Raw genomic sequence first — 17,131 nt, forward strand, 5'->3', positions numbered from 1 at the left:
AGGAGCACCGCTGGGTAGCTATGTACGGAGGGGATAAGCGCTGAAAGCATCTAAGCGCGAAGCCCCCCTCAAGATGAGATTTCCCAATTAGTAAGACCCCTTGTAGACGACGAGGTTGATAGGTTGGGGGTGGAAGCGCGGCAACGTGTGGAGCTGACCAATACTAATAGGTCGAGGGCTTATCTAAATACCATGATTTACCTTCGTTTAGCATCTAGTTTTCAGGGAATAAACCCTGTATAATAGTGAAGTATTAAACTTAGCAGCAATAATTTGGAGAGATACCCAAGTGGCTATAAGGGGACCCTCTGCTAAGGGGTTAGACTGCGTAAGCGGTGCGAGGGTTCGAATCCCTCTCTCTCCGCCAGTTCTATTCTTCTCTATAATTTAATTAATGTGGCGGTGTAGCTCAGCTGGTTTAGAGCGTACGGTTCATACCCGTGAGGTCGGGGGTTCGAGTCCCTTCGCCGCTACCAATATCATTCGGAGGCTTAGCTCAGCTGGGAGAGCATCTGCCTTACAAGCAGAGGGTCAGCGGTTCGATCCCGTTAGCCTCCACCATTTTTTTATTTCTAAATGTAAAGCGCTTGCTTTATATAAGAATTGAATATGCCGTTGTAGCTCAACTGGTAGAGCAACTGACTTGTAATCAGTAGGTTGGGGGTTCAAGTCCTCTCGACGGCACCATTAAATAAATCGGATGTGGAGCTGTGGTGTAGAGGCCTAACATGCCTGCCTGTCACGCAGGAGACCGCGAGTTCGAATCTCGTCAGCTCCGCCATTTATTTATTTCATGGACAAGCATTACTTAAGTGTTATGGCTCGGTAGCTCAGTCGGTAGAGCAGAGGACTGAAAATCCTCGTGTCGGCGGTTCGATTCCGTCCCGAGCCACTTTTTTTGTATAACGGACCTTAAAGTTCGGGATACTTACTGCATGGAGGCTTAGTGAAGTGGCTAAACACGGCAGACTGTAAATCTGCTCTCTTCGAGTTCGGTGGTTCGAATCCATCAGCCTCCACCATTATTATCTACCCTGGGAGCCATTAGCTCAGTTGGTAGAGCACCTGACTTTTAATCAGGGTGTCGAAGGTTCGAGTCCTTCATGGCTCATCAGATAAAAAGACCTCATATGAGGTCTTTTTTTGTTGTTTGTATTTGTAGTTTTTGATTAACGGACTGCATCTTTTGTTCACAAGAGGCTTGTTTGTCCCGACGATCATCAATTTTGACAGCGGTTGAGACACGTGCAGCTCCACTTGTGAAACAACCTTCGTGTAGAATCCCGATTACTTCTAACAAACGCTCAAGCGGCCCTTCAATAATTGTGCTCATCGGTGTGAGCTGATAAGTGATACCCTCTTGCTTCGATAATGTTATCTGCATATCTGCAACATACGCACTTAGGCTTGTTGTGCCAGTCCCTATCGGGATAATCGTAACTTCAGCAATAGCCATATTCTTAATATCTCCTTTTTAGCAATGTTAATCAAAAGTAAGTTTGCATTAAAACTTAATATACTTTTCTGCGAAGTATTGCAACTTTATGCGGGACTTAAACGTGGATACAGTGAAAGGGGGGGGAAAGTGAATCTAGATGAAGTATATCGAACATATGTGAATGATGTATACCGCTATTTGTTTTCCCTATCCCATAATCATTATACAGCAGAAGATTTGGTACAGGAGACGTTCTATCGAGCTTATGTGAAACTTGCTGATTACGAGATATCGAATATTAAAGCTTGGCTATTTAAAGTTGCCTATCATGCTTTTATAGATAATGAACGGAAGTATAAGCGCGTAATCTTGCAAGATCAAGTTCCAGAGATTGAACCCAATTTACATACACCTGAGAAAGAGGTAATCGATAAAGAAGGTTTACATACATTGCTTCGTATGATGGATCACTTAACGATGAACGAACAGCATGTTGTGTTATTGTGTGATTTTCATGGGCTCCAATACCAAGAGACCGCAGATATCCTGAATTTGAAGTTAAATACAGTGAGAAGCCATTTGCTCCGTGGGAGAAAGAAGATGATTAAGATGGTTAAGGAAAGGATGAATGGTGATGAGTAAAGATAATATAGACAAGCAATCGGATGAAGAAATATATCAGCAATTAATTAAAGGTTCCATTGATCAGTTTAAGGATACACATTCTCTTACTGAAAAGAACCAGCAACAAATTATTCGCTCCGGTAAGTTTATGGCGCAGAAAACGAACATCATGATTAGTCTAGCAATACTGTTGCTTATCCTTCCTGTACTTACGCTAGCGACGTATGTGTATTACGGAATTGGGGGAAAGGCGAATCGACTTATTGATGTAGCTGCTAAGACTGTTTATGTGACAGAACCGAATATGAGAATAAAGCAATGGGGAGTAAATATCGATATAGGCTTATTTTCAATGGATATGGATTTTTCTATTTATAAAAAGATCGGGAACGAGGAATACAAAGTTGCAAATTACGATGTTCCCATTACTTTTAGTCAGACAGGACGTATTCAAAGAGAAGCTTTCTTAGATCGTGAAGTCACGACCCATGACAAAGGCTTCATGTATCCTAGAGGCAGAGTTCCATATACGGCTGATCTACAATGGAACGTTCTAAAAGGATTACCGGACGGAACAGTATCTGAAATTTATATCTCATTGGCGAATGTCATGTCACGTGAAGAATTTGAAAAGTTGCTTCCTCAAAATATAGATCTTCGTTGGCTTGCTGTAGATACGGGATTAGAAGGTCGCACTGATGATCAAAGTGGAACTAGTTTCTCTGCAATTGGCTATCCTGCGCAAGTAGATGCGAATCCTTCTTCTCCTTTTTCTGATAAGGGGAAAACCAACGAAGTTACCTTCTTGGAAGTATTGAAGCTGCTTCGTGAATATGAACCACAAGCTGAGAAAATGGCTGGAGTAAGAAATCTTTCGCTTACAAAGAGAATCCAACATATTGAACAAAACGGGATAAAAATTTATGGAGCTGTTCTTACTGGACCAACCGCTCAATTAAGACAATTGGAACAAGTGAAAGAAATTCGCGGCATGAAAGTAGGGGAAGTGAAGTTATGGAATTAATGAGCAAGTTTAGCAAAATGACTGGATTTATATCCTTTCTCATTGGGCTTGTGCTACTAGCAATATTAAATATTTCCCTTCTTACCCAAAAAGGCACTATGGATGGGCTATTGAACCCCATTATATATTTCTCGCTGATCTCTTTTGTACTTGGTGTTGTTGGCTTATTCGCATTCAAACGTTTCCGGTTATTTGCGATATGGGGGATTGGGATAAGTGCGTTCTGTCTAATTTTCTTGGTCTTGATGTTCGGTTTATCTTGGAGCATCAATCCTAGACCATAAATTAAAAAAAGAAGAGTGCCAACAAGTGGCATTCTTCTTTTACTTTATATAGCGTAAATTTAATTTAACGAATTTCTTGCTTACTAGCTAGTTCTATAATATAGTCCGCAGATCGTGCAGCTAAGGCCATGACCGTATTCGTTGGATTGCCACCGCTGGATGTTACAAAAGTACTAGCATCGCATATAAACAAGTTCGGAATGTCATGTGATTGTCCGTACGAATTAACGACAGATGTCTGCGGGTCATTGCCCATTCGGCATCCACCCATAAGGTGAGCAGTATCTGGTACAACATATCTTACGGTACCTTCAGCAGCACGAATGATCGATTTCATATTCTCTACAGCATGATCAATTAGGCGTAAGTCGTTCTCTCCATAGCTGAAAGTCACTTGTGCACGAGGAATGCCATGTTTATCTTTCTCATCACCAATTGTAACTCGATTATTAACATCAGGGAGCACTTCACCAACCATGGTGACCCTTCCATAATAATTATAGTTGAACATCGCTTTACGAAGTCGATCTCCCCATAGTAGCGAATCACTTGATTCCATAATCGCTTTAGCGGTTGCTAAGGGTCTAGCCCCATGCGCATGTAAGGTATATCCTCTAGCGTACGAACGACTTTTATCTGTCTCATAAAAATCTTGTGTTGTCGCAAGAACAGGGGTCCCTTTGTATAACCGAATTTCATGATCAAATTCACCATACACATCGTGAGAGCTATGCGTCATAATAGCTCGTCCAACCCAGCCGGAGCTATTCGCTAGTCCATTCGGAAATTGAGAGTTTGCCGAGTTTAATAATAACCGCGGCGTTTCAACGGCATATGCACTAACAATAACGAGCTTGGCTTTTTGCGAATACTCTACCCCTCCATGTAGGAATGTAACGCCTGTGACAAGCCCATCTGACCCAACGGTAATCTGATTCACCATACAGTCTGTAAGCAGCACAGCACCTGCGGTAATGGCTTTAGGGACGTGAACAATTAAGGTGCTAAACTTTGCATTCGGCATACATCCTTGATTACAAAATCCACGATTAATGCACGGGGGTCTTCCTTCATAAGGAGCAAGTAGAATCGCAAGTGGCGATACGACGGATTGAATTTGTAATTTATCACAACCACGACGGAACATATCAGCATTCGGACTTAGGATATCCCGTTCGGGTAGTGGATAAGGACCTTGGAAATTTCCCCATGGAAAATGACGCGGACCAGCTACGCCAACTTCTTTTTCAATTTTTGTATAGTAAGGCTCTAGATCTCGATAGTGAAGGGGCCAATCCTCGCCCACACCATCAATCGAGCGAGTCTTGAAATCTGATTCATGGAAACGCAAAAATACGCCAGTAAAGTGCTGCGTTCCACCTCCAACTCCATAGCCGCTATTGTTGTGTCCCATCGTAAGAGGGTTCTGACCCTCAACAAGGCGGGTCTCCTGCCAACCTAATACTTGCATGGCCAGTTCATCACTAGCAAAGTCATGTTGGGGATCGCGCATAGGGCCAGCTTCTAGTATAACGACGCTCATACCCATCTCACTTAATTCTTTGGCAAGTACCCCGCCAGCTGCACCAGCACCGACGATGACGATATCGACTTCTTCTTTCTCATGTTTCCAATTCATGATTTATTGGTAGCCTCCCAAGGGTCAACTTGACCAGGAGCAAGTCTAACATAACCACGCGGATAAGCAGGTCCTCCAAATCCAATTTCGGACCAAACTTTCGGATGAGAGTAGTAAGACTCAACTGTCCATATGAGTAGCTTTTGAAAAAAGTCTTTAGGCGGAACTTGCATATGCTCATCGCCTTGTTGTCCAGTACCTTCGCTTATGTCTGTCATTAAGCTGTGTTGAATTTCGGGGGACAGTTTCCAAAAGTGATTGCCATAAAGGGACTCTGCCAACTTGTGCACATTATTTAACCCTGTACGAATTAGGATTGGAGCTGGAGGGACATGCGGCTTACGCTGCCCTTCGCCTTTATTGTCAAATAAAGTGCGATCTATGTGACCTAACACGTAAGTAATGATTTCTCCGCGATCATCATCCATTAACCTTGCACACCACGAACGTAAGATCTCAATCTCTATTGCATTTAAAAAATGGTAGGAGTCTTCTCGCACTATTCTTGAACTGACGATGGAACGTGTATGCTCGTCCCAATGTTCATGCTGGGACATGACATCATACATCGGGTAGTGAATTTCGTTCTTTTTTACCATAATATCATCTCCAATACACAGCCAGCAGTCCGAGAGCGCCGATAGCCGAATATAATAAGGGCATTATAATGGGTGGACCAACGAGGAAATTACGCAGGGCATAACCGCCAATACGTAAGCCTACACCCCGTACATGATAATAAAACCCAGTGAGTCCAGAGAAGACAGCTATCCACATTAAGATATGAAACGTGTGGAGCAACCACATTGGACCTGACAGGGCTAAACAAAGACCTACGACAAAATAGATCGGGGAGGATAATACCGGTGCCCACATGACTTTACGGTAAAAATTTTGTCGATAATGAGACATCGTAACTTGAATGCCGATGAGCAAATAGGCAATAGCCACAAACAATACAATACAGCGTGCAAGCTGCCAATGATCCCAAACCAATACCTTCACTCCTTTAACATACAAGGCTCCAAGTTGGAGCGTTTATTACTAATTATCTCCAATTATTGCTTTAAATATTGCCAAGATTCATTTCTGCATGGAGGTTTTTTGTTTAGGAGAACCTAACTTTGCTTTCCCTTCACGGCAGAAAGGAGTTCGGAAGCGATGCATATGGTTTTTCCTCTGCTTGTTTCGTTCATTATTGTGTTCTTAATCGTGCCTGTACTTCAAAGATATGCGAAACAAATTGGCTTTGTTGATCAGCCCTCTAAGCGCAAGATTCATAATGATCCCATCCCGCTTATGGGTGGTATTGCGATTTACTTAGGGTGCATGATTTCAATCTTAATTTTTGTTCCAACTAATCCAACCTCGCTGGCGATTATGCTTGGTGGTACGATTCTGATGCTTACGGGACTTTTAGATGATTGGTTTAAGACAAAAGGAAAAGAATTTCCTGTATGGCCGCGTATTCTTATTTATGGTGTCGTATCGTCGATTCCGATCTGGTTTGGAATAGAAATTACGGGTATGTCCAATTGGAAGTTCGATGACATGATTGTGTTTCCAGAGTGGTTAGCGTGGACAGCGACGATCATTTGGGTATTTGCGATTACGAACATGATCAATTTCATTGATGGAGTAGATGGACTTGCCTCGGGTATCGTTACGATTTCTTCTTTTACCTTGTTTATTATTGCGGCATTAATGGGGAATATGCCACTTGCGATGTTGGCAGGGGTACTTGTCGGGTCATGTCTTGCTTTTCTAACGTATAATTTTTATCCAGCCAAAATATTTATGGGTGACGCGGGCGCAGTCTTTCTCGGATATACGATTGCGGTTATTAGCATAAATGGGGCTTTTAAGAGTGCGACGGTGTTGTCTTTGTTCGTTCCCGTACTCGTATTAGGGGTGCCGATTCTCGATACGGCTATTGTATTCATGCGGCGTTTACTGAAAGGACAAGGGCTGCATAAGGCAGATAAACTCCATACGCATCACAGCTTGATGAAATGGGGGCTTAATCAGCGGCAGACGGTCACATTCCTTTACTTAATTGGTATTGTCTTCGCACTACTATCCATCATAATTGTTCTTCTTATTCGATAAATTGTCCATCCCTTGGTTAACGTGATAAAATTGTTAAAAAGTCGATCACAAGCAAGGAGTGGCCTATGAACTGGGAGCAGATAAGAGCACAATTAGAGACAATACTGGAACACTCGGTTGAACTTACGCAATTACCTTTAACTAGCTTGGAGACAGATGATACTACTGTACGGTTTGTACTTGAACATAAGGATAATGGTGAAGCTGTTGTACTTCGAATTGAAGGCGGAGAACTCACTTCTATCGAACATGCATTAATTGACATGATGATTCGTGGTGCTCAGAAGCAAGTAGCAGAAACATCTACCTTGCCGGTTAGAACGCAAGAACAGGTGCAAAGTGAGATGCAAATGTGGGTGCTGGAGCAGTTAAATCACGGGAATGTACTAATGGAGCTGCCAGATAAATTTGTAGAGGCTTTTCAGCTGCATGAGAATCGAATTCCTTTGCTTCTCATGCTTGATAGCACCACGAAAAACGTCAGTTATCGATCCTTCAAAAAATTGTTAGAGTCATTCTTCAGCAATGAAATTCTGCTTATGCCATTACTTGAAAAGGAATGGCTTATTCTTGCGTCAGAAGATTTACTTACAAGCAAGGCGGCAGAGCAGAGTGAGGTAGCAGTTACACTCGAAGAGGAACTGTCGGATATCGGTTCAGGCTTACACGAGATGTTAGAGGCCGAATGGGGTTTGGAATGCAGCTTAGGAATCGCTTATCCATGTGTGCCACGTCCACAGCTGCTTACGACCATTTGTAAATTACGAGAGACGCTTACGGTTGGACGTACCTTTAATGGCGTAAACCGTGTACATATGGCTTGGCAGTTGCGCTTTGAGACGCTACTGTTCCAGTTATCAGACGATGTGAGATCGGCATTCTTAGAAGATGTATTCAAAGGCAATGAGAATGTGCTGGATAGTGAGACAGTATCTACACTTGAGCAATTTTTTATGATGGACTGCAATGTAAGTGAGACGGCGAAGAAATTGTACATTCATCGCAATACGCTTTTGTATCGATTGGATAAGTTTAAACAAGAGGTTGGACTAGATGTTCGAACGTTCCACGATGCGGTATTGGTGAAAATGTGCATGGCATTGTACAAAGTGTACAAATTGAACAATGGGAAGCGATGATTTTTGTAGGCTTTGTGCATAGTCAGGGTAGTACGTATGGGTTATGATGAATTTGTACTTATTTTACTCGAAATTTGAGGGGGAAACGCATAATGGCTGGCGTACGTTTAAACCATATCGTAAAGAAATATTCCGGAAATGATGAAGCAACTGTTAAAGACTTTCACTTAGATATTCAAGACAAAGAATTCGTTGTTCTTGTAGGCGCATCTGGTTGCGGTAAATCAACAACTCTTCGTATGATTGCAGGACTTGAGGAAATTTCTGAAGGTGAACTATACATTGGCGATCGTCTTGTAAATGACGTGGCACCAAAAGACCGCGATATTGCGATGGTATTCCAATCCTATGCCTTGTACCCACACATGAACGTTTATGAGAACATGGCGTTCGGCTTAAAATTACGTAAATTCAAAAAAGCTGATATCGACAAACGCGTTCGTGATGCAGCTAAAATTCTAGATATTGAACACTTGCTTGATCGTAAGCCAAAAGCACTTTCCGGTGGTCAGCGTCAACGTGTTGCTCTAGGACGTGCGATCGTTCGTGAGCCACAAGTATTCTTGATGGATGAGCCGCTTTCTAACCTTGATGCGAAGCTTCGTGTACACATGCGTGCTGAGATCGCGAAGTTGCACAAGCGTCTTCAAACAACAATTATCTATGTAACACATGACCAAATCGAAGCGATGACAATGGGCGACAGAATCGTAGTTATGGATAAAGGTATTATCCAACAAGCGGCTTCCCCAGAAGTAATCTACAATACACCATCAAACATGTTCGTAGCTGGTTTCATTGGATCACCTTCCATGAACTTTATGAACGGTGCTTTGGCTGATAAAGGTGGATCCTTATACTTCACTTCCGGCAATGTAAACGTAGAAGTTCCTGCAGGTAAAGCACAAATTCTTCGTGAAAAAGGTTATGTTGGCAAAGATGTTGTTCTTGGCCTTCGTCCAGAAGATTTCCACGATGAGCCTGTATTCATGGAAGCTTCCCCGAACACAATTGTGAACGCGGTTATCGAAGTTTCTGAGAACTTAGGACATGAAATGTATCTATATCTTAATGGTATTGGTGAAGGTACAATCATTGCTCGTGTAGACGGACGCTCTGCACTTAAAGAAGGTACGAACGCGAAGCTTGCTCTTGATATGAACAAAGCGCACTTCTTCGATAAAGAAACAACGAGCTCCATTTTATATAATGCTTAATCAATATTAAGTAGCAGAGAACCTAGCGGCAATTGAGCCCTAGGTTCTTTTGTATATGCCTTTTGTTGATTTCATCTCCTAATTCTATTAGGATGGAACTATTGGACCATGAAAGGAACGATATGAGATGTCTAGAAAAGTAAAAGTTTCGGATCTGATCAGCCAGCTGCATTTGGAAATCGTAGGTGGCAAAGAAGGAGTCAATCGCCCAATTACGGTTTCAGATTTATATAGACCTGGTTTGGAGATTGCAGGTTATTTTAACTACCACCCGAATGAACGCGTACAAATCCTAGGAAAGACGGAAGTGACGTTCTTCGCTACGCTTTCCGATGAACAACGTCGTGAACGTTCACGCATGTTATGTGAATCTCCAGACACACCATGCATTATTATTACACGTGGCTTAGAAGTAGCAGAGGAATTGTTGCAAGAAGCGGAGAAGAACAACTTACCGGTTCTTCGCAGCACAATGACAACAACGATTCTCGCATCGAGAATTACAGGCTTTCTTGAGAATAAACTTGCACCGAGCACGACGATCCATGCCGTACTTGTCGATGTATACGGGATCGGTATGCTTATTACAGGGTCCAGTGGTATTGGTAAAAGTGAGACTGCACTTGAGCTTGTAAAGCGTGGTCACCGTCTGATTGCCGACGATGCAGTTGAAATCCGTCAAACTGCAGATAAAGTATTAACAGGGACAGCACCTGAACTTATTCGACACTTACTTGAAATCCGCGGTGTCGGTATTATTAACGTGATGACCCTCTTCGGTGCAGGTGCCGTTCGTACAGCGAAGAAAATTGCGCTTGTGGTGCGTCTTGAGAACTGGGAGAAAGACAAGCAATACGATCGCTTAGGACTCGATGAGGAGACGACGAAGATTATTGAAACTGATATTCCTCTTGTCACAATCCCTGTTCGTCCAGGTCGAAACTTGGCTGTTATCGTCGAGGTAGCTGCGATGAACTTCCGATTGAAGCGGATGGGTTACAATGCCGCTCTACAATTTACGAACAAATTGACAGAAACGATATCGGAAGACTCGGAAGACGCCGATTAATGATGTAGAACTTAAGATGCTAAGGAGGCAAGAATAGATGAACCCGATTGCATTGTCATTAGGGCCGATCTCTATCCATTGGTATGGAGTCATTCTAGGATCGGCTGCATTAATCGGATTACTACTCGCTATACAAGAAGGTAAACGATTTAAAATTAAGCCGGAGTTTTTCATGGATATGCTGCTTATCGCAGCCCCTTCTGCTATTATTGCTGCTCGAATTTATTACGTAGCTTTTCAGTGGGACAACTATAAAGATAATTTCTGGAGCGTATTCGCGATATGGGAAGGCGGTATTGCGATTTACGGTGCGCTTATAGGTTCATTAATTGCGGGTTACTTCTACTTCCGTGCCAAAGGATATGACTTCTGGCGAATGGTAGACATATGTGCTCCAGGTCTCATTGTGGGGCAATTGATCGGCCGTTGGGGAAACTTTGTGAACCAAGAAGCGTACGGTGGACCTGTTGAGGAATCCTTCTTGCGTCAGACCTTGCATTTGCCGGATTGGATCGTCAATAACATGTACATTCAAGGCGCCTACCATCATCCAACATTCTTATATGAATCGTTATGGAACTTAGTAGGTCTTCTTATCTTGTTCTGGCTACGTAGAAGACCGTTCTTACGTGCGGGCGAACTGTTTATGAGCTATTTTATCTGGTACTCCATCGGTCGTTTCTTTATCGAAGGTTTGCGTACAGATTCCTTGTCATTTACAGGTCCAACGTGGTTAGCTTCACTAATTGATGCAATGTGGTCACCTATGAATCTCGTATTTGAAGCAGGAGCTATGACATATGGGGGTAACATTCGAATTTCGATGCTTGTTGCGATTCTGATCTGTGTAGCTGCTGTTGTATTAATCATTGTTAGAAGAAAGAAAGGTTGGGCGAAAGATCGTTATTTAGACCCGATCGTCTCTAGCAAAGCACCAAAAGTAAATACTGTGGATCAGCCTAACTAATCTTAGAGAAGACAATATAGAAAAGAGGCAGACCATGATTAAAGCGATGTTATTTGATTTAGATGGAACAGTTCTTGATACGAACGAACTTATTATACAATCCTTTCTTCATGCATTAGAAGGTCAAACACCAGTACCTTATACCCGCGAGCTGCTTATTCCACATATGGGCAGACCGCTGTATGAGCAAATGCGTTATTTTACCGAGCAGGATGAAGTTGAAGAGATTGTGAAGACATATCGTGCGTTTAATGTTGCGAAGCATGATGAGCTTGTATCGGCATTCCCCCATGTAGAGGAGACACTTGCTGCACTTAAAGAAGCGGGTATTCGAATTGGGATTGTAACGAGCAAGGTTCGGATGACAACTGAGATGGGACTTAAGCTTACGGGACTGGACAAGTATGTCGATACGGTCATTACGGTGGACGATGTAAAGCAGCCGAAACCGCATCCAGAAGGCATTCAATCTGCGCTACGTAACTTAGACTTCGGATTAGAAGATTTATCAGATGTGATCATGGTGGGTGATTCCCATTATGATATTGAAGCAGGGCACAACGCAGGTGTTCAGACAGTAGCCGTAAATTGGTCCCTGAAGGGTCTAACTTATTTGCAAAAATATAACCCCACTTACATCATCGATGATATGCGTGAGCTTTTACCGATAGCGGGTGTAACGGAGGCTTAAAGCTTTGAGAAAAACAGATCGATATCCAGTTGAGGGATCGAATTCGTTGTGGCAGATTTATCGTACGGTGAGTAGATGGAAAGGGATGAAAAATTTCATCTGGATCCAAATCGCACGTTATTCGGCTTCCCTCCATTTTAAAAATTGGATTTATCGTCGCATGTTAGGTATGAAGGTCGGTCAAGATACGGCCTTCGGCCTGATGGTGATGGTAGATGTATTTTTTCCAGAAAAGATTACAATTGGTGAAAACTCGATAGTAGGCTATAACACAACGATATTAGCCCATGAATATTTGATTAAAGAATATCGACTTGGTGACGTACATATTGGTTCAAATGTATTAATTGGTGCGAACTGTACAATCTTGCCGGGCGTTACGATCGGTGATGGTGCAATTATAGGAGCGGGAACAGTCGTGCATAAGAATGTAGCTGCGGGCAGCTTCGTAGCGGGTAATCCCTTGCAGGTTATTCGGGAGTGATATTTAACTGGATTAAATATCCAAAATTTGTATTGACAGGGATAACTATCCTCAGGTATGATCGGATTAAAAGTTAAAGCCTTTTAATTTTAAAACGATTACAAGTGTAAGAGGGAGGGAAAATTCGACTTATTTCTTTATTTTTGTAAGCGCTTTTCCACAAAAGAATGAACAGCTTGTTTTTTTATATTAAAAATTAAAACGTTTAAACATTGGGGTGTATCTTCATGTTCAAATCGATAAGGAACCGTGAGACGGTTCACTTCTACATCTTTATCGCACCTTGGATTATCGGTACTTTAGTGTTCTTGCTCTATCCCATGATTGCATCACTTTACTACAGCTTCTCCGAGTTCAAGATCGGTCAAGCACCGAAGTGGATTGGATTGCAAAATTATGTCGATCTGTTCCACAATGATTTGTTCTGGCAATCCGTAAAAGCCACACTTCGCTTTACACTATTCAGCGTCCCACTTACTCTTATACTCTCCTTGTTATTCGCGATCTTGCTGAATCAACGTATTCCCTTCAGAGGCTTTTTCCGCACTTTAATGTATTTTCCAAGTATGATTTCGGGTGTTGCGATGTCGCTAATCTGGTTATGGATCTTTAACCCTGCAGTTGGCATGATCAATTATGTATTAGGTTTAATCGGTATTGAAGGTCCACATTGGTTGCTCGATGAGAATTGGGCGGTATATGCCCTTGTACTCATGACGTTATGGAGTGTAGGCGGTGGTATGGTTATCTTCTTAGCCGGACTGCAGAATGTTCCGCAAACGTTGTATGAAGTTGCGAAGATTGATGGAGTCGGTCGTTGGAAGACATTCTGGAAAATTACGTTCCCGATGATTTCACCTGTTGTCTTGTTTCAACTCATTATGGGTATAATCGAATCGTTCCAAGTGTTCACACAAGCCTATGTAATGACTCGAGGCGGGCCGCACTACTCGACTTCATTCTATGTGTATTATATCTATCAGAACGCATTTGCGAACAACAAGATTGGCGCTGCTTCTGCCATGTCATGGATGCTACTTGTTGTTGTCATTGCCTTAACTTATTTCATTATGAAGGTATCCAAAAAATACGTTCATTATGAAGGGGGTGAAGGACTATGAGTAGCGTGAATCTCGATACCAAGTCAATTGAATCCAGACCGCCTTATCCACTCAAAATAAAGAAACCTAGAAATCGACCGCGTACCAATTGGATTGCACTCCTGCTTGTTATTATCATCTCGATCATTCTAGTCGCACCGGCGATAAACTTAATTTCCACCGCTTTAAAATCCAACGCAGAATTACTCACTTTCCCTCCTAGAATTATCCCGAAGACGATTGTATGGTCCAACTTCTCCAACGCATTTGAACGTTACCCGATTCTCACGTGGTACAAGAACAGTATTTTCGTTGCACTTATGAGTGTAATTGGCACTGTGTTATCTTCCTCATTTGTGGCCTTCGGCTTTGCAAGGTATCGAGCGAAGGGTAAGCAAGCGTTATTTACGATTTTGCTCGCAACGATGATGATTCCTTATCCTGCAATCATGCTTCCGCAGTTTGTCTTGTTTACGAACTTAGGGTGGATGGATTCCTTTGCACCGATTGTTGTACCGACCTTTTTTGGATCCGCTTACATTATCTTTTTACTGCGTCAGTTCTTCACTTCGCTGCCGAATGAATTGTTCGAGGCTGCACGAATGGATGGTTGCTCCGAGTTTCGTCAGTGGTGGTCGATTGCATTGCCACTATCAGGTCCAGCACTTGCAACTTCATCGATCTTTACGTTTATCTGGACATGGAACGATTTAATTGGTCAGGTTATGTACTTGAACTCATCGAATAAATTTACACTGGCAATCGGAATGGCAAGTATGGCGTTCTCCAACACAAGGCTGATTCCTTGGAATTTGGTTATGGTCGTATCGATACTCTCGATTATTCCGATCGTCATCATTTTTGCAGTGGCACAAAAGTATTTTGTCCGGTCAATCGTACTCACGGGCGTGAAATAACTATTTTGAAGGAGGATTTATATGAAGTTAATGAAAAGAATGTGGTCCGGTGCAATTGTCCTGTTGTTACTGGCCATCATGATTCTACCTGCATGTTCCTCATCCGATAATGGTAAGGTGACGATTACACAATACACACTTGATACAGATGATAAGGCTTATATTGAGAAACTTGTACCTGAGTTTGAAAAGTTGAATCCGAATATTAAAGTTAATATATTGAAAGCACCACTTAATGAATATGACTCCAAACTACAGAACTTGGTCGCTTCCAAGCAAGCACCTGATGTGACTTCCCACTTTGGTAACGGTGGATTCATCGAGTACTATAACAAAGGTTTGGTTCGTGAGATGACGGACTTGCTTGAAGGATTTAAGCCGGAGGAGTATGGACTTCCACAGAACTTAATGGACATTTATAAGCAGAATGGAAAAGTATATGGCATCCCGGTCTATAGCTATGTATCGTTGTTGATGTATAACAAAGACTTGTTCGATAAAGCAGGCTTGCCATACCCGCCATCGGATTATGAAGATAAGTCTTGGACATGGGACAAAATGTTGGAATATGCAAAGAAGCTGACACATGTGACAGAAAGCCCGAATGATACCACGTATGGACTGGATTGGTTCTGGGGCGAGAAAGACATGAGACCCGTTTACTTTAATGCAAAGGTATATTCGGATGATACGTGGAATAACGGCGGAAAACCGTCTGAAGTATACTTCAATTCTCCAGAAGTAATTGCAGCAAACCAAAAAATTAACGATCTTGTATTTAAAGATAAAGTCATGGCACCTAATGCATTTAATCAGGCGATTGCAGGACAGGATGGAGATCCTTTTGCAACAGGAAAGATCGGAATGTCAGTGGGTGGTGCATGGAATTTAGCAGCAGCGAAAGATTTCTCCTTCAAAGTGGGCGTTGCGGCTGTTCCAGCTGGACCAAATCCGAAAGTAAGGGATGTTCTATATGTGGATCCGCTCTTTATCCTGAAAGACTCCAAACACCCGAAAGAAGCATTCGAGTGGATTAAATTCCAATTGAAAAAAGATATTCAGGAGAAGTCCATTGAGCTAAGCGGAGGAACGCCACCTGCCAACCAACAAGCACTAGATAAATACTTTAGCTTCTTCCCGACGGTTGAGCCGAAAGATTTGAAAAACGTGGTAGAAGGTGGAATTAAATATGGTGTCGAATCTTATAACCATGTAATTACAAATTACTCGGAACTACTGACAATTGTGAAGAATGAGATGGACCCGCTGGATAATGGTAAGAAGCAAGCTGCTGATGTCGCACCTGAATTGCAAAGTAAAATTAGCGAATTATTCAAAGTCGGTAAGAAATAGATTGGGTTTCATTCTCAAGGAGGGAGGGTTGTTGTGAAAGTTAGTATATTTGATGTGGCTAAACGCTCGGGGCTATCGGTTGTAACGGTTTCTCGTGTTCTCAACAATTCTCATTCCGTACGGGAAAAAAATCGGGAGAAAGTGCTCAAGGCGGTCAAAGAATTAGACTATATCCCAAACTCAGCAGCACGAAGCTTAGCTAGTGGGAAAACGAAAATCATTGGTATGACCTTGACGACTCTTCATGATTGGATTTTTGACGGGATTGTAAATACGGTGAATCGTAATTTAGAAGAGCATGGTTATTTTCTGGCGCTGTCCATCGATGGTGATCAAATAGGTGAACCCATTAAGGAAGAGCATCAAGGTGTTAACTTTTTGTTTCAAGAAGATCGCGTAGACGGCATTATCGTGCTATCCCCGCTCACACAGGAAAAGTATATGATGGAGCTTAATCGTAAACAGATTCCATTCGTTATTGTTGACAGTCAAGATGAAGATTTGGATGTGTCGATCGTTAACGTAGATAACTATTTCGGTGGATATGAAGCGACGAAGCATCTGATTGATCTTGGCCACAAGAAAATCGCACACATCTGTGGTCCAGAGTTGTTCCTCAGTGTTAAAGAACGTAGGCGGGGTTATGAAGCAGCGATGCGAGAAGCGGGACTTGAACCGTTTATTACCCAATCTGAGTTTAGCATTCGTGCGGGGTTTGATGTAGTTAAGGATTGGCTGCGGGATGATATAAGACCAACCGCTGTGTTTGCAGCAGATGATTTCGTCGCACTGGGTGTCATGCAAGCTTTTCAAGATGAAGGATATCGGGTCCCAGATGATGTTTCCATTGTTGGATATGATGATCAGCCTTTCTCAAGAGAAATGCATCCACGAATGACAACAGTTGCTCAACCGTTAGATGAAATGGGTAAACATGCGGTAAATTTATTGCTTAATAAAATGAGTGGATCTGCTAAACGGAATGTTGCGATGAAAATTAAACCAACGCTCCTTCCGCGCGAATCAACGGCATATTGCAAGTAAATAGAAGATTGCCAAGAGCAGGAAATTCCTGC

At 42.4% G+C, this 17,131-nt stretch carries 18 protein-coding genes, 8 tRNA genes and 1 rRNA gene; 23 read left to right on the forward strand and 4 right to left on the reverse strand.

Features of this window, described 5'->3' with window-relative positions:
* From NV379_RS11665 to NV379_RS11705, 9 genes are all read left to right on the forward strand, one after another.
* Positions 1 to 187 (forward strand): 23S ribosomal RNA (locus NV379_RS11665); the annotation flags it as partial.
* 88 nt (positions 188 to 275) lie between these two features.
* Positions 276 to 367: transfer RNA gene (locus NV379_RS11670), tRNA-Ser, on the forward strand.
* Between the two features lie 31 nt (positions 368 to 398).
* Positions 399 to 476 (forward strand) — tRNA-Met (locus NV379_RS11675).
* Between the two features lie 9 nt (positions 477 to 485).
* Positions 486 to 561 (forward strand) — tRNA-Val (locus tag NV379_RS11680).
* A gap of 50 nt (positions 562 to 611) precedes the next feature.
* Positions 612 to 687: transfer RNA gene (locus NV379_RS11685), tRNA-Thr, on the forward strand.
* A 17-nt stretch (positions 688 to 704) separates the two neighbouring features.
* Positions 705 to 781 (forward strand) — tRNA-Asp (locus tag NV379_RS11690).
* A 38-nt stretch (positions 782 to 819) separates the two neighbouring features.
* Positions 820 to 892: transfer RNA gene (locus NV379_RS11695), tRNA-Phe, on the forward strand.
* Between the two features lie 45 nt (positions 893 to 937).
* Positions 938 to 1,022, forward strand: a tRNA-Tyr gene (locus tag NV379_RS11700).
* Between the two features lie 16 nt (positions 1,023 to 1,038).
* Positions 1,039 to 1,111 (forward strand) — tRNA-Lys (locus NV379_RS11705).
* A gap of 15 nt (positions 1,112 to 1,126) precedes the next feature.
* Here NV379_RS11705 and NV379_RS11710 read toward each other — a convergent pair.
* A complete protein-coding gene (locus NV379_RS11710; protein WP_258207500.1) occupies positions 1,127 to 1,456 on the reverse strand; it encodes an MTH1187 family thiamine-binding protein in 330 nt (109 codons plus the stop codon).
* Between the two features lie 129 nt (positions 1,457 to 1,585).
* Between NV379_RS11710 and NV379_RS11715 the strand changes: the two genes are divergently transcribed.
* From NV379_RS11715 to NV379_RS11725, 3 genes are read left to right on the forward strand one after another with little or no spacing between them, the layout of a single operon-like run.
* Entirely contained in the window at positions 1,586 to 2,080 is a 495-nt protein-coding gene (locus NV379_RS11715; RefSeq protein WP_258207501.1) for a sigma-70 family RNA polymerase sigma factor, read from the forward strand.
* Positions 2,073 to 3,086, forward strand: a complete 1,014-nt coding sequence (locus tag NV379_RS11720; RefSeq protein WP_258207502.1) for an anti-sigma factor C-terminal domain-containing protein — start codon at positions 2,073 to 2,075, stop codon at positions 3,084 to 3,086. Before NV379_RS11715 ends, NV379_RS11720 begins: the two co-directional genes overlap by 8 nt.
* On the forward strand, positions 3,077 to 3,370 hold the full coding sequence (locus NV379_RS11725) for a hypothetical protein (protein WP_258207503.1): 294 nt from the start codon (positions 3,077 to 3,079) through the stop codon (positions 3,368 to 3,370). The genes NV379_RS11720 and NV379_RS11725 overlap by 10 nt, the downstream gene beginning before the upstream one ends.
* A gap of 64 nt (positions 3,371 to 3,434) precedes the next feature.
* Here NV379_RS11725 and NV379_RS11730 read toward each other — a convergent pair whose 3' ends face one another.
* Genes NV379_RS11730 through NV379_RS11740 form a run of 3 tightly spaced genes read right to left on the reverse strand, consistent with a single transcriptional unit; the run spans position 3,435 to position 6,014 of the window.
* Entirely contained in the window at positions 3,435 to 5,009 is a 1,575-nt protein-coding gene (locus NV379_RS11730) for a GMC family oxidoreductase (protein WP_258207504.1), read from the reverse strand.
* The gene (locus NV379_RS11735) at positions 5,006 to 5,608 is read right to left on the reverse strand and encodes a gluconate 2-dehydrogenase subunit 3 family protein (RefSeq protein ID WP_258207505.1); all 603 of its coding nucleotides are present in this window, start codon (positions 5,606 to 5,608) and stop codon (positions 5,006 to 5,008) included. The genes NV379_RS11730 and NV379_RS11735 overlap by 4 nt, the downstream gene beginning before the upstream one ends.
* A gap of 4 nt (positions 5,609 to 5,612) precedes the next feature.
* Positions 5,613 to 6,014 carry a hypothetical protein gene (locus tag NV379_RS11740; RefSeq protein WP_308860286.1) on the reverse strand — a complete coding sequence of 134 codons (402 nt, stop codon included), beginning with the start codon at positions 6,012 to 6,014 and terminating at the stop codon, positions 5,613 to 5,615.
* Between the two features lie 156 nt (positions 6,015 to 6,170).
* Here NV379_RS11740 and NV379_RS11745 point away from each other — a divergent pair, with 156 nt between their 5' ends.
* The 11 genes from NV379_RS11745 (at position 6,171) to NV379_RS11795 (ending at position 17,099) form a co-directional block, all read left to right on the forward strand.
* Entirely contained in the window at positions 6,171 to 7,118 is a 948-nt protein-coding gene (locus NV379_RS11745; RefSeq protein WP_258207507.1) for an MraY family glycosyltransferase, read from the forward strand.
* Positions 7,119 to 7,183: 65 nt separating this feature from the next.
* Positions 7,184 to 8,257, forward strand: coding sequence for a PucR family transcriptional regulator (locus NV379_RS11750; RefSeq protein WP_258207508.1), 1,074 nt, complete (start codon positions 7,184 to 7,186; stop codon positions 8,255 to 8,257).
* Between the two features lie 92 nt (positions 8,258 to 8,349).
* A complete protein-coding gene (locus NV379_RS11755) occupies positions 8,350 to 9,474 on the forward strand; it encodes an ABC transporter ATP-binding protein (RefSeq protein ID WP_258207509.1) in 1,125 nt (374 codons plus the stop codon).
* Between the two features lie 127 nt (positions 9,475 to 9,601).
* On the forward strand, positions 9,602 to 10,543 hold the full coding sequence (gene hprK, locus NV379_RS11760; protein WP_258207510.1) for an HPr(Ser) kinase/phosphatase: 942 nt from the start codon (positions 9,602 to 9,604) through the stop codon (positions 10,541 to 10,543).
* Positions 10,544 to 10,580: 37 nt separating this feature from the next.
* A complete protein-coding gene (gene lgt, locus NV379_RS11765) occupies positions 10,581 to 11,510 on the forward strand; it encodes a prolipoprotein diacylglyceryl transferase (protein ID WP_258207511.1) in 930 nt (309 codons plus the stop codon).
* Between the two features lie 34 nt (positions 11,511 to 11,544).
* Complete coding sequence (gene ppaX, locus NV379_RS11770) at positions 11,545 to 12,201, forward strand: pyrophosphatase PpaX (protein WP_258207512.1); 657 nt, start codon at positions 11,545 to 11,547, stop codon at positions 12,199 to 12,201.
* A gap of 4 nt (positions 12,202 to 12,205) precedes the next feature.
* Positions 12,206 to 12,685: an acyltransferase gene (locus NV379_RS11775; protein WP_258207513.1), complete on the forward strand. Its 480-nt coding sequence runs from the start codon at positions 12,206 to 12,208 to the stop codon at positions 12,683 to 12,685.
* A gap of 227 nt (positions 12,686 to 12,912) precedes the next feature.
* Positions 12,913 to 13,806: a carbohydrate ABC transporter permease gene (locus NV379_RS11780; RefSeq protein ID WP_258207514.1), complete on the forward strand. Its 894-nt coding sequence runs from the start codon at positions 12,913 to 12,915 to the stop codon at positions 13,804 to 13,806.
* Positions 13,803 to 14,702 carry a carbohydrate ABC transporter permease gene (locus NV379_RS11785; protein WP_258207515.1) on the forward strand — a complete coding sequence of 300 codons (900 nt, stop codon included), beginning with the start codon at positions 13,803 to 13,805 and terminating at the stop codon, positions 14,700 to 14,702. The genes NV379_RS11780 and NV379_RS11785 overlap by 4 nt, the downstream gene beginning before the upstream one ends.
* A gap of 21 nt (positions 14,703 to 14,723) precedes the next feature.
* A complete protein-coding gene (locus NV379_RS11790) occupies positions 14,724 to 16,055 on the forward strand; it encodes an ABC transporter substrate-binding protein (protein WP_258207516.1) in 1,332 nt (443 codons plus the stop codon).
* 33 nt (positions 16,056 to 16,088) lie between these two features.
* Entirely contained in the window at positions 16,089 to 17,099 is a 1,011-nt protein-coding gene (locus tag NV379_RS11795) for a LacI family DNA-binding transcriptional regulator (RefSeq protein ID WP_258207517.1), read from the forward strand.
* Positions 17,100 to 17,131 lie beyond the last annotated feature (32 nt).

Source organism: Paenibacillus radicibacter, assembly GCF_024721995.1.
Classification (GTDB): Bacteria; Bacillota; Bacilli; order Paenibacillales; family NBRC-103111; genus Paenibacillus_AM; species Paenibacillus_AM radicibacter.

Coding starts and splice junctions, on each gene's coding strand:
- NV379_RS11710 (WP_258207500.1), bottom strand. CDS start 1,456: ATGGCTATTGCTGAAGTTACGATTATCCCGATAGGGACTGGCACAACA.
- NV379_RS11720 (WP_258207502.1), top strand. CDS start 2,073: ATGAGTAAAGATAATATAGACAAGCAATCGGATGAAGAAATATATCAG.
- NV379_RS11725 (WP_258207503.1), top strand. CDS start 3,077: ATGGAATTAATGAGCAAGTTTAGCAAAATGACTGGATTTATATCCTTT.
- NV379_RS11730 (WP_258207504.1), bottom strand. CDS start 5,009: ATGAATTGGAAACATGAGAAAGAAGAAGTCGATATCGTCATCGTCGGT.
- NV379_RS11735 (WP_258207505.1), bottom strand. CDS start 5,608: ATGGTAAAAAAGAACGAAATTCACTACCCGATGTATGATGTCATGTCC.
- NV379_RS11745 (WP_258207507.1), top strand. CDS start 6,171: ATGCATATGGTTTTTCCTCTGCTTGTTTCGTTCATTATTGTGTTCTTA.
- NV379_RS11750 (WP_258207508.1), top strand. CDS start 7,184: ATGAACTGGGAGCAGATAAGAGCACAATTAGAGACAATACTGGAACAC.
- NV379_RS11755 (WP_258207509.1), top strand. CDS start 8,350: ATGGCTGGCGTACGTTTAAACCATATCGTAAAGAAATATTCCGGAAAT.
- hprK (WP_258207510.1), top strand. CDS start 9,602: ATGTCTAGAAAAGTAAAAGTTTCGGATCTGATCAGCCAGCTGCATTTG.
- lgt (WP_258207511.1), top strand. CDS start 10,581: ATGAACCCGATTGCATTGTCATTAGGGCCGATCTCTATCCATTGGTAT.
- ppaX (WP_258207512.1), top strand. CDS start 11,545: ATGATTAAAGCGATGTTATTTGATTTAGATGGAACAGTTCTTGATACG.
- NV379_RS11780 (WP_258207514.1), top strand. CDS start 12,913: ATGTTCAAATCGATAAGGAACCGTGAGACGGTTCACTTCTACATCTTT.
- NV379_RS11785 (WP_258207515.1), top strand. CDS start 13,803: ATGAGTAGCGTGAATCTCGATACCAAGTCAATTGAATCCAGACCGCCT.
- NV379_RS11790 (WP_258207516.1), top strand. CDS start 14,724: ATGAAGTTAATGAAAAGAATGTGGTCCGGTGCAATTGTCCTGTTGTTA.